This window comes from Marinomonas sp. THO17 (assembly GCF_040436405.1).
Lineage (GTDB): Bacteria > Pseudomonadota > Gammaproteobacteria > Pseudomonadales > Marinomonadaceae > Marinomonas.
On sequence record NZ_AP031575.1, the window covers coordinates 3,581,863 to 3,596,218 of the forward strand.

Here is a 14,356-nt window from a genome sequence, read left to right on the forward strand (position 1 = left end):
AGCATTGACCGAAGTCGGTTTGTTTTTTGTGCTGTTTGTGGCTCTCTTTGTCGGCTGGACAATGGGACGCAAGACGTCGACCAAAAAAAGCAAACCGCTTAAAAAGTCCGTGCCGAATGACTATTTTCGCGGCTTAAATCATTTACTCAACGATCAACACAGCGAAGCCATTGATGCTTTTGTGGATTCGTTGGAAGTCAATTCTGAAACCTTTGATATTCACCTCACCTTGGGAAATCTGTTCCGTAAAAAAGGTGAAATTCAGAAAGCCATTAATATTCATCAAAACTTGCTCGCTCGACCAGAGATATCGCAACGTGAAATGCGTATGGTACAGCTTGAGTTGGCCAGTGACTTTATGTCAGCAGGTTTATTGGATAGAGCTGGACGCTTATTACTGAACATGGCGTCAACGGCTCGTAAAAGTGAATTCCAACCAAAGATTTTAACCCTGCTAGTGGATTTGTATGAGTTTGAACAAAGTTGGGATAAGGCCATTCAAATAGGCTCTGAGCTGATCAAAGAAACGCCGAGTAAAAAAGAAATTAAACGTCTTGGGCATTATCATTGCGAAATGGCGCAAGAATACCAAGCGAAAGAGCAGTGGAAACCCGCCTTCGCACAATACAAGCAAGCATTGGAGATTGACCCTTCTTGTGTGCGAGCCAGCATAGGGGCGGCTGACGTACTGAGAAAGCAAAATCGCCATCGAGATGCCATCAAAGAGCTCAAACACGCTGCTGAACAGGACAGTGAATTTATCCCTGTTATCATTCCTCAATTGAAAGAGTGTTATCAAAAAATTTGGGGCAGTGGTGGTTACATCAAGTTTCTACAAGAACAAAATGCAAAGAAGCCTTCTACTACCTTAATCATGGCCTTGGTCAATCACTATATGGAAAGTGATCCTGAGTACGCTGAAATGTTTCTTGTGGAAGAGTTGCGCAAGCATCCGACCATTAAAGGCTTTAAAGAGTTGATCAGTTTGCAATTGGCTGATTCTCAAGGTTACAACCAACAGCATTTGTCGGTGCTATATGAATTGATTGATCAGCTGGTGCAAGCCAAACCCAAATTTCAATGTCGTCAATGTGGTTTCTCTGGTCATCAGCTGCATTGGCAATGTCCAAGTTGCAAAACTTGGGGCGTTGTTAAGCCTATTCATGGTTTAGAAGGTGAGTAATGGCTTGCCTTTTACATTACATTAAAGCCGAAAAAAGTTCGGCGGAAAGATAAATTAAGAGGATATTCAATGAGTTGCCAATCCCCAATCGTAGTTGCCCTGGATTTTCCTACCATGGCGCAATCTATCGAGATGGCAAAACGTCTTGATCCAAATCTGTGTCGAGTCAAAGTCGGTAAAGAACTATTCACCACATCGGGTCCCGCGATTTTAGACGAGTTACATAGGTTAGGTTTTGAGATTTTTTTAGATCTTAAATTTCATGATATCCCCAATACAGTCGCTAATGCGGTAAGCGTGGCCGCCAAAGCAGGTGTTTGGATGGTCAATGTTCACGCGTCAGGTGGACGTCGTATGATGGAAGCCTCAGCGAATGCATTACAGCAACTGCCAGATCAAGATACCTTATTGATTGCGGTGACAGTGCTGACCAGCATGGATCAATCTGACTTGCTTGAAATCGGTATTGATCTTACCCCAGAACAACATGTGAAACGTTTAGCTGCGCTGGCCAAGTCGTCGGGCATGGACGGCGTAGTCTGTTCTGCACAAGAGTCGCAGATCTTGTCGGCTGAATTGGGTAAGGACTTTGTCTTGGTCACCCCGGGGATTCGTCCAGTGGGTTCTGATCAAGGGGATCAAAAACGTATTATGACCCCAGCCGAAGCCATGGCGGCAGGCAGTCACTATTTGGTGATTGGTAGACCCATTACCCAAGCGGCGGATCCGATTGCTGTGCTGACTCAGGTAAACCAAAGCTTAGGTCTTTAGTCGCCACTGGTCTTTGGTCTTTAGTCGCTACTGACTATGAGCAGGGTTTCATGGTCATTGGGAAATCCGACTTGCAGTCATAGGGCAAAGCTTTTACTCTAAAAACCATCCATTGCTCATTTTGTGAGCAATGGATGGTTTTTTTATTGGCAGGATGCCAATAATCCATTCAACTCATATTTGAAAAAGGAATTTCAGATGAACAGATTGTATATACTCTTTCGACCTATTGCGCAGCAACTCTTGCTGGCAATTGGCTTGATGCTTTCCGGTCTTACTTTAGCTGCTTCACCTTTGGACATTAATACGGCGACCGCGGATCAATTCGCGGCGGTGATGTCGGGAGTAGGATTGAAAAAAGCTCAAGCCATTGTCGCTTATCGAGATAATAATGGACCATTTGTGGCCATCGACGATTTGGTGGCGGTCAAAGGCATAGGGGCTGCTTTGTTGGAACGCAATCGCGACCTGATACAAGTGGTCTCATCCGACGCTAAATAAAGACACGCTTCGCAGTAACCAAGAGCCTATTCGCTCTTGGTTACTGCACTTTTGGTGATGACACTTTTTTACCCTGGTTACTTTTTTACACTGGTTACTTTTTTATAGTTATAAGTGGAAAGCAATCTAACCAGTTTTGTTTACTATCAGGCATTTCTTGCTGATAGCTTTTCTATGGCCTGATGTTGAGTTAAAAAGACTTGTCCAGAAAGTGTATCGAGCAAGTTAGATTGCTTGAGCTTGTCCATCACTGGGCCTTTGATTTCTGAGAAATGCAAGGTAACACCTGCCGATTGCAAGCGATGCGCAATGGTGTCCAAGCTGTCTAAAGCGCTAGCATCAATCATATTAACGGCATTACACATGATGATCAGATGTTTGATATTGGGTTGTTGTGCCACCACGCCTAACACATAGTCTTCCAATACTCGGGCATTGGCGAAAAATAGGTTTTCGTCAATTCGAATGGTAATTATGTCGGGTTGGGTTTCTACTTGATAGCGTTTTACATTGCGGTAATGTTGGGTGCCAGGAACGCGGCCCACAATGGCAATATGAGGATGACTGGTGTGCCATAAGAAAAACAATAGGGACAAGCCAATGCCAACCAGAATGCCCGCCTCCATACCAACCAATAGTACGATCCAAAAGGTAGCACCTAAGGCTAAGGCCTCTTGTTTGGAAAAACGATAGATGCGTACAAAATCTTTAATATCGACCAATTGTAAAATGGCCACAATGATACTGGCGGCCAGCACAGCATTGGGCAGGTAGTAAAACAGTGGTGTCATGAAAAGCAATACAACCAACATAAACACCGCGGTTAATATACCCGTCATCGGGCTTTTGGCACCAGCGCTGGTATTGACCACGGTACGTGAAAAGCCACCCGTGACGGGAAAAGCACCGCTTAAGGCAGACGCAATATTGGCAGCGCCAAGACCAAACAATTCCTGATTAGGGTGAATGTCTTCTCTGCGTTTTGCGGCAAAGGATTGCGCTACAGATACTGAACCGACAAAGCCCACCACACTGATTAAAAAGGCGCCGGGCAACAAAGCAATAAGGGTATCTAAGCTAATTGGTGAGAAATCTATAGAGGGCCAACCTAGTTGGATGTGACCGACAATGCGCACCCCTTGCTGATCTAAAGAGAAAAAATACACAGCAAGGGTAGCAAGTATGACGACAAACACGGGGCCAGCTCTGCCCAATAGACTAGCCACTTTTTCTGAGCAGCCAATTGTCCTGCAGAATGATGCTAGGTATCGCTTACTTAATAACAATAGACTGATTACTACTAGACTCAACAGCAGAGTCGCTAGATTGAACTCATCTAGATGTTTGCTCATATTCTGGATAAGTTCGATCAAATTATTGCCATGTCCTTGCACCCCAAGCAGGTGTTTCAACTGACCAACTGCGACCAAAATAGCAGAGGCACTGATAAAGCCCGAAATCACCGGATGACTGAGTAAGTTAGTTAAAAAGCCCATTTTTAACAGACTCATCAGTATCAAAAAAACACCAGAAATGAGCGACAGTAAAATCGCAATGGCAAGGTATTCCTCACTACCAGGTAGGGCAAAAGGTAAGACGATAGCGGCTGTCATCATTGAAGAGAGGGCGACAGGGCCAACCGCAAGGCTGCGACTGGTCCCTAATAAGGAATAGACAATGGAAGGCAAGATACTGGCGTACAAACCCAGGTACGCGGGTAAGCCAGCCAACATGGCATAGCCCATGCTTTGCGGGATCAGCAGAATGGTTGCGATCAAACTGGCCATACCGTCGTTGGCAAGATCCGCCTTGCTATAACTTCTTAACCATGTCATGGCAGGTAAGTAACGATCCAATGTTTTCATAATGTGTTTTTATTCCAAATTGAGTGGTGTTTTAACGTAGCGTATGCCATTGCTTTCCTTGGGTGGCAAATGACCTGCACGCATGTTGATTTGCACACTTGGCCAGATCAATTTAGGCATATTTAATGTAGCGTCTTTCTTATTGCGCATCTCACAAAACGCTTCTTCGCTAATGCCTGTGTGAATGTGCTGATTGTGTGCTTTTTGCTCAGCCACCGTGGTTTCCCATGCGTACACATCTCGATTCGGTGCCTTGTAGTCGTGACACATGAAAAGGCGAGTCTCATTAGGTAAGGCGAATATTTTCTGAATCGAACGATACAGGGTGTTGGCATTGCCTCCGGGGAAATCGCAACGCGCGGTGCCATAGTCGGGCATGAATAGGGTGTCACCAACAAAAGCGGCATCATCAATTACATAAGTCACACAGGCAGGTGTATGGCCGGGCGTATGCAGAATACGAATCTGCTGTTCACCCAGTGGCAGTATGGTTTGCTCATTGACTAACAAATCGAATTGAGAGCCATCGCGCTGAAATTCTGGTTCGGCATTCAGAATCTTCGCAAAAGTCGCTTGTACTTGGGTAATTTGGTCGCCAATAACCATCTGACCGCCCAGAGCTTTTTGAATGTAGGGCGCCGCTGACAAATGATCCGCGTGAACATGGGTTTCTAACAGCCATTTAAGATTCAATTGTTCTGTTTTGATATAAGCAATCATGGCGTCTGCCGACTCGCTATGAGTCTTGCCTGCTGCGTGATCGTAATCCAAAACGGAATCAATGACGGCGCAGTCTTTACTGCTAGAGTCTGTTACTACATAAGAAACAGTGAAAGTGGCCTCATCAAAAAAGGCTTTTACTGCTATTGTGCTGTGATGCTTCATGCCATAAACCTCAATTGGTTATAAGTATATTTCATTATGTTATATATGGCTACTACATTAGTAAAGTCTAATGTTTTGTTTGTTTGTGGAAAAAGCGTGCATCTTGACACTAATCAATAGAAGTAAGGACAAGGAAACACCAGACGGCAGAGGGAATTTTTGCTAATCTAACGAATTGATTTTTAGCTTAGGAACAAAGTCGTGTCACAAGAGTTTCAAGTTGTCTCATCTTACGCCCCTGCGGGTGATCAGCCGAAAGCCATCGAAAAACTGGCGCAAGGGGTAGAAGCCGGTTTGGCGCACCAAACCTTGCTTGGGGTAACTGGGTCAGGTAAGACCTATACCGTGGCCAATGTGATTTCCAAGGTGAAACGTCCCACTATTATCATGGCGCACAACAAAACTCTGGCCGCTCAGTTGTATGGAGAATTTAAAGAGTTTTTTCCTAATAATGCGGTTGAGTACTTTGTTTCCTACTACGACTACTATCAACCCGAAGCCTATGTTGCCGCATCCGATACCTTCATTGAAAAAGACGCCTCGGTGAACGAGCACATAGAGCAAATGCGTTTATCGGCCACCAAAGCCTTGTTGGAACGGGAAGACGTTATTATTGTCGCTACCGTGTCGGCGATTTATGGCTTGGGCGATCCACAATCCTATTTAAAAATGATGTTGCATTTGGATCGCGGTGATCGCATTGATCAGCGTGCGGTGCTGCGTCGTTTGGCGGAGTTGCAATACAGTCGTAATGATCTGGTGTTTGAGCGGGGTAATTTTCGTGTGCGTGGGGATGTGATCGATGTGTTTCCTGCCGACTCGGAAGACACGGCGGTTCGTATTGAATTGTTTGACGACGAAGTAGAAAATTTATCCTTTATCGACCCTTTAACCAACAAAACTTTGCGTAAAGTACCACGCGTTACCATTTACCCTAAAACCCACTATGTGACGCCGCGGGAAACCATTGAAGGCGCCATTGAGCGCATTAAGGTGGAATTGGATCAACGCCTTGAACAACTCAAATCTTTGAACAAACTCGTGGAGATGCAGCGCTTAGAACAGCGTACTCGTTACGATTTGGAAATGATGCAAGAGCTGGGTTACTGCTCCGGTATTGAAAACTACTCACGTTACTTATCAGGTCGGGAAGAGGGGGCACCGCCGCCAACGCTATTTGACTACTTACCCGCCAATGCACTATTGGTGGTAGATGAATCCCACGTCACCATCTCCCAAATTGGTGCCATGTACAAAGGTGACCGTTCCCGTAAAGAAAACCTAGTGGAATACGGTTTCCGTTTACCTTCGGCGCTGGATAATCGTCCTATGCGATTTGAAGAATGGGAGCAGATTAAACCGCAAACCATATTTGTTTCCGCGACACCGGGTAAATACGAAGAGGAGCATCAAGACTGGGTGGTGGAACAAATCGTACGACCAACGGGTCTGGTAGACCCGGAATTGGAAGTGCGACCTGTGGCCACTCAGGTGGATGACTTGTTGTCCGAAATCAACAAGCGTACTCTGATTGGGGAACGAGTCTTGGTCACTACATTGACCAAACGCATGGCGGAAGACTTAACCGATTATCTCAACGATCATGACGTGCGTGTGCGCTACCTACATTCCGACATTGATACCGTAGAGCGAGTGGAAATCATTCGTGACCTGCGTTTAGGGGAATTTGACGTGCTAGTGGGCATTAACTTGTTACGAGAAGGCTTGGACATTCCAGAAGTCAGCTTAGTGGCTGTGTTAGACGCAGACAAAGAAGGCTTCTTGCGTTCTGAGCGATCCTTAATTCAGACCATAGGCCGTGCGGCACGTAACGTGAATGGTAAAGCCATTCTTTATGCGGATAAGATTACTGGCTCCATGGAACGGGCCATCAGTGAGACTGAACGCCGCCGAGCAAAGCAGCAAGCCCATAACAAAGAACATGGCATCACCCCACAAGGCATTAACAAGTCGGTGGAAGACATCATGGAAGGGGCCTACAACCCAGGGTCGGGTAAGCGTGGTAACAAGACCAAGAAAGTGGCGGAAACCGCCAAAGAGTACCAAGTGGAAAGCATGGACGACGTGGCCCAAGTGCGCAAGACCATCATTCAATTGCAAAAAGACATGATGCAAGCCTCGGAAGAACTCAAGTTCGAATTGGCGGCTGGCTATCGCGATCAAATCCGCGTATTACAGAAAAAGCTCAAAGAGGTTGGAGAAGCCTAATTATTTAGTTCATTAGAACCAATATAAAGAGAGAGACTCGTTTACAATTAAAGAGAATGGTCATGGCGATTACACTCAGGAACTACAATATTGTCAGAGTCATTGATAACGGCGTTATCGTCAACTGCACCATCAAAGAAATGTGCTATGAATACGCCGTGGTCAAATTTCGTGGCAAAGAATACAAGGTGCCTTACCACTTAATTGACGAAGTCATTGGCCACGAATTGCTGGTGCCAGTGGATGCTTGATGACAAAGCCAATAATTCACAAAAAAGCGCATGAAGTGCTTGTCAAACAACACGCCCTGCGTATAATAGCCAACACTTTTTTAGGACTATAGCTCAGTTGGTTAGAGCGCTACCTTGACATGGTAGAGGTCAGCAGTTCGAATCTGCTTAGTCCTACCAAATTTGGAAGCCCTGATCTTGTATAAGATCAGGGCTTTTTTGTCTCTGTTTTTTTGGTTTCCTCTCATTGGCTTTGGTCGGGAAGCTTTTTCTACTTCTTTCTCGATATTTTGTGAGTTTCCTCTGAATGGCTTTGGGGGAGAAGCATTTTCCGCCCTGCTAGGCGGGTAACTTTTGGCAAACGATGCAAAAGTAACCAAAAAATCTTTTTAATCCTTTCGCACATTCAGGAACGTGTCGAGGGTTACCTCATGAAGCGAATTATCTCTTTTTACGTTTAAAGCGTTTCGTACCTGATAAAATCTCGTATTCCTTCCCATTATGTCTTCAAGGGGAAGGCTAGGATGGGGTTAGTTAATCAGTCTCAGATCAACTGAGAGTAAACCACCAAATGTAGATCTGTTAAGCGCAGCACAATCAGACATGCCATGAAACAAGCCATCAAAAAACTGCATATTTATACCGTTTATTTTTTCGAATGGTTGGCTCGTTCCGCCTAAAAAATAATCACAGTATTGCGCGTTTATACTGGTAGAAAAATATAAAGTCTTTTAGTATCAATGGATAAGAATATCTCCAGCAAAAATAACGCGCTGTGGATAAATGTCTAAATGCGCATGCTCGTTTTTCCAGATTTGGATTTTGTTAATAGGTTAATAAAAGTATTATTTTTCAATTGCTTATAAAGGTATTGGCGAAATTCTGGAATTGTCTAAACGCGCATGCGCACTATTAAAAATGTTAGCAATCTATAAGTATGGATATTAAATTTAGAAAAGCCACTGTTGAAGATGCAGATGTGATTAGTTCTTTGGTAATTGAGCTGACCAATGAAATATGTGAATTAACAAAACAACAGCATTTTGATATTAGTCTTAACGAAACGATTACTCGTTGTCATGAACTTATTTCTGATAACCGTTATACGGTTATTTTAGGCTTTCTTAAAGAACAACCAGTTGCAGTTGCAACATTCACTGAAACTTTCGCTTTGTATGCGGGAGGGAAAATCGGTCTAATCCAAGAGTTTTATGTTTCTCCAAACCAACGCTCCCTAGGCGTTGGTGTAATGTTATTAGATGAAGTGAAAAAGCATGGTAAAGCTAGTAGTTGGGCTTGTATTGAGTTATGCACGCCTCCATTACCTGAGTTTGAAAGAACACTGGATTTTTATCAGAGTAATGGCTTAAAGCCTGTTGGAGGAAGGAAAATGAGATTGTCGTTTGAATAAAAAAGTGCTAACAAAAACATTAAATTCACTCCAGCCGCAAAAAGCGCGGCTTCCGTTGGGACTGTCGCTAACGCGCCAGCCCCTTATGTAAGTCGTTAAATGCCAATTATGAATCTGACCGAAATTGAAGCGAAGAGATTGAGGCACTTTCTTTTCGAAAGCGAAGACTGTGATTTTGTGGAGTACGCAAAATCCATCAAATCAACTGCTGAACTTCACTATTTTTTATGGAACTACAATTGCGACGATGGCATTGGGGCTATCAGATCGGTTATAGAAAATAGGTTTTGTGATTTCGGTACAGCGTTAATGGCATTTTGGTATCTAGGTGGTACGGATTGGCTAGATGAAAAATACGTTAACTCTATAAATCCTGATGGACACTTCGATCAGGAACTTCAACTGGCTAAAGATATAGCCAGTGCTCTTACCATCGGAAAGTATTCTTCCAGTATTTATAGGTATGAACCAGAGCTTAATAAGCTTGCCAAATATAAACTGAATAAGGCCGGAATCGACGAATGCTTGTTCGAGCCTAACGATGGCGAAGATTGGGATAGGCATGCGGTGTAAGCATTTAACAAGCGGCTCAAACCGATCTCCACTGCGTTGCTTCGTTTGTGCTTTAACTCTACGCTAGCACAAACAATCAACTCCGTTCCGGCGGGTTATAACAGCGTTTCTTTCTACCGAGCCAGTAAATACCGAGTACTGCGTCCACCGGACGCTGATTTCACTAAACAACCTTGTTCAACTAAAGCCGCAAGGTGACGTGTTGCGGTTGGTTTACTGACTTTGGCTACTCTGTGATATTGGGTGGTATTAATGCCTTCTTCAAAATCCCCATCCAGCATGCGGTTCAAGACTTTTACTTGCTCTGACGTTAGTTTTGTCTGATCGATTTTTCTCCAGTAGTTTGTTTTGAAAATGGTCTGATCTATCTCATTTAAGACGTTATGAAAGGTTTCGTTTAGGGTGTTTAGAAACCACTCTAGCCATGTAGTGATGTCTAGGTCGCCTTTTTGTGTTTGTTCAAGGATGTCATAGTAGCTTTTACGCTTTGCCAATATGCTTACTGACATAGCGTAAAATCGAACCGATTGGCTTTCTGCTTGGGCTAAGGCCAAGTCTGTTAATAATCGGGTGATACGGCCGTTGCCATCGTCTAATGGATGCAAGGTGATAAACCAAATATGAGTGATGGCGGCCCTTAGTAATGGATCCAGCGAAGCGTCTTTTTTTGACTCATTAAACCAGTGAATGAAGTGCTCTAATGCTTCATCCAATCTTTCTCTCGGTGGCGCTTCAAAGTGAACAGTTGGGCGATCGATACGGCCAGAAACCACTTGCATTGGCTCACTTCCTCTTAATTGCCCACCAAGGATAGGGTTGAGCAGGGTATATCCTTTTGGAAAGAGTTTTTTATGCCAACTGAGTATTCTTTTTAAATTCAGTGTTGAATCAAGGTTTTCGATGGCATCGATCATTACTTCTGCCAGTCCATCGGTTTGATCTGTCGTGGGAAACGCGTTTTCTTCGGTCAATCCTAGTTTTTTGGCCAGTGACGAACGTACTGAAAAGGCGTTAAGTTTTTCACCTTCAATGGCACTTGAGTTGACGATGTTAGCCAAAAGGGTATCCAGCAGATTTTGCTTTTTATCATGAGATTGGCTGGCTATTTTACCTAATAGGATTCCTTGGTTAAGACGAACTTCTCTTAAAATGGGTGCTATAAGCTGGTTATCCCACGTAAAGTTAGGCCAATTTTCTTGCTGCCATATCCACATAATGCTGCCTATGATTTTAATAACGTCATTAATCTAATCACAGTGTAATCTGAATATGGCGATTATTCAAATCATTATATGATTTGAATAATGTGGTTAATCACATCATAATGATGATGAAGTGTTGCCTCGGTATTGCTGAGGCTAGCCATTTTATTTAATTGTGATACATAATGTTAAAGCCCTGACCTTTTTAAAAGGTCAGGATTTTTTTGTTTCTGCCCTAGGTTTGGATATGTGCTTCTCATTGGCTTTGGTTGGGGAGCATTATTCCGCCTTTTAATTCAGGGAAAGGCTAGGCGGGTAATTTCTTTTCTTGAATTTAAGAGTAGCGCCACAAAAGTAACCAAAAGGTCGCTTTAATCCTTTCGCGCAATCAGGATCGCGTCGAGGGTTAACTCATGAAGCGAATTATCTCTTTTTACGTTAAAAGCGGTTCATACCTTATGAGTTCTCATGTTTCTTCCCTTTACCTTCTAAAATACAGTTTTGTTTTACAGTAAAAATTGTATTTTGGTTTTTCCGTTACTGGGTTAAAAAGCGCGTCGAGCATTTTCACCAGTGGCGAATTATCTCTTTTTATGTTTAAAAGCAGCTCGTTGATATTGAATGTAGGTCTGTTAAGCGCAGTGTCATCAGTCGTAATAGGCTCGACTCAAATTGCTCATGTTTCCAGCGATCCTTTTTGTCTTATAAAGCATACCAAACTGGTTAATCCAGATACAAAAGCCCCGACCTTTGTTACAAAGGGCCGAGGCTTTTTTATATACAATTTAAGAGTTTTGTTCTTGATAATCAGGTTGTTGTGCTAATGAATCATAATCGAATACGTAAAAACGACTTCTTTATTTATTGTGCCTTGCTCGTGCAAGTGCCAGTACTTGCCATTAGTGGCATGGTAGGGGAAAAACTGCTCAGCTTCAGTTTGTCGTCGGCTGTGTTTGTGTTGGTGGCGACGCAGCTGATTTACAGTTTTTTCAAAGGACAGCTGGTGTTTTCTATCTTATCGGCTGTGCTCATGATGTGCGTGTCATCCTTGTTGATTCAAAGTCAGTTTGGTTTGATAGAGATGCATTTTCATATCTTCGCGACCATGGCGATTTTTCTGATTTATCAAAAATGGCAACCCATAGTCGCGGCCTTGTTGACCACGGCGGTGTATCACATAGGTTTTATGTTCTTGCAAATGAATGGCGTCATGTTGGGAGATATGCCCATTACGGTATTTTTAGGTCATCACAATATGTGGTTGATGTTAGTACATTGCGTGTTTGCAGGAGCAGAAGCAGGTGTATTGATATATATGGCCTATTTGATGAGCAAAGAAAGTGCTGCGAATTATAAAATTGCCGATGCCATTGAAGCCATTTCAGCTACCAGTGATTTGACTGTTCGCGTGTCCGCTCCTGCTTCCAGTGCCGAACATGCGCTCAATGCTTTGTTGGATCGTTTGTCTGGTTTGTTCATTGAATATCAACGTATTGCGGAAGTATTGGTAAGCACAAGTAAGGCCATTCATGATACTGCTGATGAAGTAAACATCAGTACTCAAAAAAGTAAGCAGCGCTCACAAGACTCAGCAGAATCAACTGAAAATGTGGCGAGAAGTATGCAGCAAGTGGCTCAAAGCAGTCGAACTTCGGCTGACACAGTGAGTGCTTTGGAAAATGAGACAGTACAAGACAGTGAAAAAGCGCTAACCATCATGAAAGATACAGAATTGTTGGAGCAAGATATCAGTCAGGTCTCGAATCACTTGCAAGCTCTAACAGAAGACGTAAATGCCATCACGCAATTGCTGGAGTCGATCCGCAGTATTTCTGAACAAACTAACCTATTGGCGTTAAACGCTGCCATTGAAGCCGCCAGAGCAGGTGAGTCTGGTCGTGGCTTTGCTGTTGTAGCGGATGAAGTGAGAACCTTGGCACAACGTTCAAGCGATTCTACTGATCAAATTGAAGTCGTATTGGAACGACTAAATTACAGTGCGGGTCAGACAGTCTCTTCTATGGAAGCGGGTAAAGCCAGAACCAGTGTGAATGTAGAGCATGCCTTGAACATGTCCGATGGCTTGATGTTGCGCTCGAAAAATGCACGTGAAGTCTCCTCTTCTGCAAAAGACATTGCCGACGAAATCATTGCTCAAGAGCAAGTGATTTTGTCCATCAATGCCAAAATACGTGAAAACTTTCATGCCATCGAATCCTTGTCCCATTCGATGAATGATTTGGCAGAAAAAAGCGATGAAATTGCTCGAGTAACGCACGATTATCAGACAAAGGCGCAAGCATTCAAGGTGTAAGTCGAAGCGTAGAGTTTAGCGTATCGGCTCTAAAGCATAGTGTTGCAAAAAGACCCAACTTGTCAGTGAGTAAGTTGGGCTTTTTAGTATTTGTGAATGCCTACATGGATACAGGAGATAAGCAATGTGGGGGAAGTTGCTAAGGAAGGTGCGAATAAGTCTTCTGAACATCAGTCTTATCAGAGAAATGGCCTGTCAAGGCAAGAGTGAGCAGGAATGTTAATACCTTTCAATCACTCTTAACATAGAGAGGCTGTTTCTCTGAAAGACCCGAAGGGCGTGGGCTAAGCTCTTTTTATTCTTTGTTAAGCTTCTTGCCAATATGCTTATATTGGACGGCGAAACTTGCCTCGAATAAATGAGAGTTATCCACACGCTGAAGTCAGTGGACTTGTTCGTACCTTCCCTAAAGACAGAGGGCTTGTTCTTGCTTCCCTCTAATATGTAGAGACTATATTGATTCGATTAGTCATAAGTTTAGTAAAATAGAGTTTAGTGAGTCTCAAAAAAGGAACTGTATTTCATTTAAATTCTTGAGCAGTGTTTTTCTTTTATTGTGGATATGTCTAGTTGCCGTTAATTTAAATTATGGTATTCTGATTTCTTTATTCATTATCTAGTAAGAAACTGGAAAAGGAAGTAATGATGGAAAACAGTGTAAATGACCCTTATCAAACACCGACAGCTGATGTCGAGGTAAATATTGGTGATAGTAAGTTAAGCTCTGTCTACAAGCGTTTTTCGGCTTGGGGCGTAGTTGGTCTCATGATTATTACATTAGGTTTTTATGGGATTTACTGGCTAGTTAACCGTACAAATAAAATTAATGCTTATATTGAAAATCCTATTAGTGTTTCTTTAATGGTATTAACATGTATTTTTGCGGTTCTTTCTACTGTTCCGACTTTTTTTGTGGTTTTTTCTATTTATGCGCCTTTTATTATAGAGGTGGCGATGTTGGAAAATGTATTTTCCATTGTTTACCTAGTTTTATTTTATGCTTGGTTATTTAAGTTTCGTAATCGTATTCATTCTTACGTGAATGCGCAAAAAGGAACCTATGCTTGGGCTGGCCCAATTTTGACTTTCTTTCTTAGCACCCTATACCTACAGTACAAAATCAATAAAATCATTGATAACGAATGATCCCATAAGCGGCACTTGGGTGTCGCTGCTTCTTTAAGCATAATAC

General features: G+C 43.0%; 12 protein-coding genes and 1 tRNA gene. 10 read left to right on the plus strand and 3 right to left on the minus strand.

Features of this window, described 5'->3' with window-relative positions; translation table 11 throughout:
• Window positions 1–4: 4 nt before the first annotated feature.
• The 3 genes from lapB to ABXS85_RS16890 all read left to right on the plus strand — a co-directional run bounded on the left by lapB (window position 5) and on the right by ABXS85_RS16890 (window position 2,455).
• Window positions 5–1,183: a lipopolysaccharide assembly protein LapB gene (gene lapB / locus ABXS85_RS16880; RefSeq protein ID WP_353667690.1), complete on the plus strand. Its 1,179-nt coding sequence runs from the start codon at window positions 5–7 to the stop codon at window positions 1,181–1,183.
• 69 nt (window positions 1,184–1,252) lie between these two features.
• Window positions 1,253–1,954, plus strand: a complete 702-nt coding sequence (pyrF, locus tag ABXS85_RS16885) for an orotidine-5'-phosphate decarboxylase (RefSeq protein WP_353667691.1) — start codon at window positions 1,253–1,255, stop codon at window positions 1,952–1,954.
• A 198-nt stretch (window positions 1,955–2,152) separates the two neighbouring features.
• Window positions 2,153–2,455, plus strand: a complete 303-nt coding sequence (locus tag ABXS85_RS16890) for a helix-hairpin-helix domain-containing protein (protein ID WP_353667692.1) — start codon at window positions 2,153–2,155, stop codon at window positions 2,453–2,455.
• A 146-nt stretch (window positions 2,456–2,601) separates the two neighbouring features.
• Here the strand turns inward: ABXS85_RS16890 and sulP are convergent, their stop codons facing one another.
• Together sulP and ABXS85_RS16900 are read right to left on the minus strand one after the other, a co-directional pair.
• The gene (gene sulP / locus ABXS85_RS16895) at window positions 2,602–4,320 is read right to left on the minus strand and encodes a sulfate permease (protein WP_353667693.1); all 1,719 of its coding nucleotides are present in this window, start codon (window positions 4,318–4,320) and stop codon (window positions 2,602–2,604) included.
• 9 nt (window positions 4,321–4,329) lie between these two features.
• Window positions 4,330–5,205, minus strand: coding sequence for an MBL fold metallo-hydrolase (locus ABXS85_RS16900; RefSeq protein ID WP_353667694.1), 876 nt, complete (start codon window positions 5,203–5,205; stop codon window positions 4,330–4,332).
• 201 nt (window positions 5,206–5,406) lie between these two features.
• On the opposite strand from ABXS85_RS16900, the gene uvrB reads away from it, so the two are divergent.
• The 5 genes from uvrB (at window position 5,407) to ABXS85_RS16925 (ending at window position 9,648) form a co-directional block, all read left to right on the plus strand.
• Window positions 5,407–7,434: an excinuclease ABC subunit UvrB gene (uvrB, locus tag ABXS85_RS16905; protein WP_353667695.1), complete on the plus strand. Its 2,028-nt coding sequence runs from the start codon at window positions 5,407–5,409 to the stop codon at window positions 7,432–7,434.
• Between the two features lie 62 nt (window positions 7,435–7,496).
• Window positions 7,497–7,685 (plus strand): hypothetical protein, encoded by a 189-nt coding sequence (locus tag ABXS85_RS16910; RefSeq protein WP_353667696.1) that lies wholly within the window; start codon window positions 7,497–7,499, stop codon window positions 7,683–7,685.
• A gap of 82 nt (window positions 7,686–7,767) precedes the next feature.
• Window positions 7,768–7,844, plus strand: a tRNA-Val gene (locus tag ABXS85_RS16915).
• A gap of 757 nt (window positions 7,845–8,601) precedes the next feature.
• Entirely contained in the window at window positions 8,602–9,075 is a 474-nt protein-coding gene (locus tag ABXS85_RS16920) for a GNAT family N-acetyltransferase (protein ID WP_353667697.1), read from the plus strand.
• A gap of 99 nt (window positions 9,076–9,174) precedes the next feature.
• Entirely contained in the window at window positions 9,175–9,648 is a 474-nt protein-coding gene (locus tag ABXS85_RS16925; protein ID WP_353667698.1) for a DUF4274 domain-containing protein, read from the plus strand.
• Window positions 9,649–9,761: 113 nt separating this feature from the next.
• Here the strand turns inward: ABXS85_RS16925 and ABXS85_RS16930 are convergent, their stop codons facing one another.
• Window positions 9,762–10,862, minus strand: a complete 1,101-nt coding sequence (locus tag ABXS85_RS16930) for a Fic family protein (protein WP_353667699.1) — start codon at window positions 10,860–10,862, stop codon at window positions 9,762–9,764.
• An 811-nt stretch (window positions 10,863–11,673) separates the two neighbouring features.
• Between ABXS85_RS16930 and ABXS85_RS16935 the strand changes: the two genes are divergently transcribed.
• Entirely contained in the window at window positions 11,674–13,164 is a 1,491-nt protein-coding gene (locus ABXS85_RS16935) for a methyl-accepting chemotaxis protein (RefSeq protein ID WP_353667700.1), read from the plus strand.
• Window positions 13,165–13,806: 642 nt separating this feature from the next.
• The gene (locus ABXS85_RS16940; RefSeq protein WP_353667701.1) at window positions 13,807–14,310 is read left to right on the plus strand and encodes a DUF4234 domain-containing protein; all 504 of its coding nucleotides are present in this window, start codon (window positions 13,807–13,809) and stop codon (window positions 14,308–14,310) included.
• Window positions 14,311–14,356: the final 46 nt, after the last annotated feature.

Coding starts and splice junctions, on each gene's coding strand:
- ABXS85_RS16890 (WP_353667692.1), top strand. CDS start 2,153: ATGAACAGATTGTATATACTCTTTCGACCTATTGCGCAGCAACTCTTG.
- ABXS85_RS16940 (WP_353667701.1), top strand. CDS start 13,807: ATGATGGAAAACAGTGTAAATGACCCTTATCAAACACCGACAGCTGAT.
- sulP (WP_353667693.1), bottom strand. CDS start 4,320: ATGAAAACATTGGATCGTTACTTACCTGCCATGACATGGTTAAGAAGT.
- ABXS85_RS16925 (WP_353667698.1), top strand. CDS start 9,175: ATGCCAATTATGAATCTGACCGAAATTGAAGCGAAGAGATTGAGGCAC.
- ABXS85_RS16900 (WP_353667694.1), bottom strand. CDS start 5,205: ATGAAGCATCACAGCACAATAGCAGTAAAAGCCTTTTTTGATGAGGCC.
- pyrF (WP_353667691.1), top strand. CDS start 1,253: ATGAGTTGCCAATCCCCAATCGTAGTTGCCCTGGATTTTCCTACCATG.
- ABXS85_RS16910 (WP_353667696.1), top strand. CDS start 7,497: ATGGCGATTACACTCAGGAACTACAATATTGTCAGAGTCATTGATAAC.
- ABXS85_RS16935 (WP_353667700.1), top strand. CDS start 11,674: ATGAATCATAATCGAATACGTAAAAACGACTTCTTTATTTATTGTGCC.
- ABXS85_RS16930 (WP_353667699.1), bottom strand. CDS start 10,862: ATGTGGATATGGCAGCAAGAAAATTGGCCTAACTTTACGTGGGATAAC.
- ABXS85_RS16920 (WP_353667697.1), top strand. CDS start 8,602: ATGGATATTAAATTTAGAAAAGCCACTGTTGAAGATGCAGATGTGATT.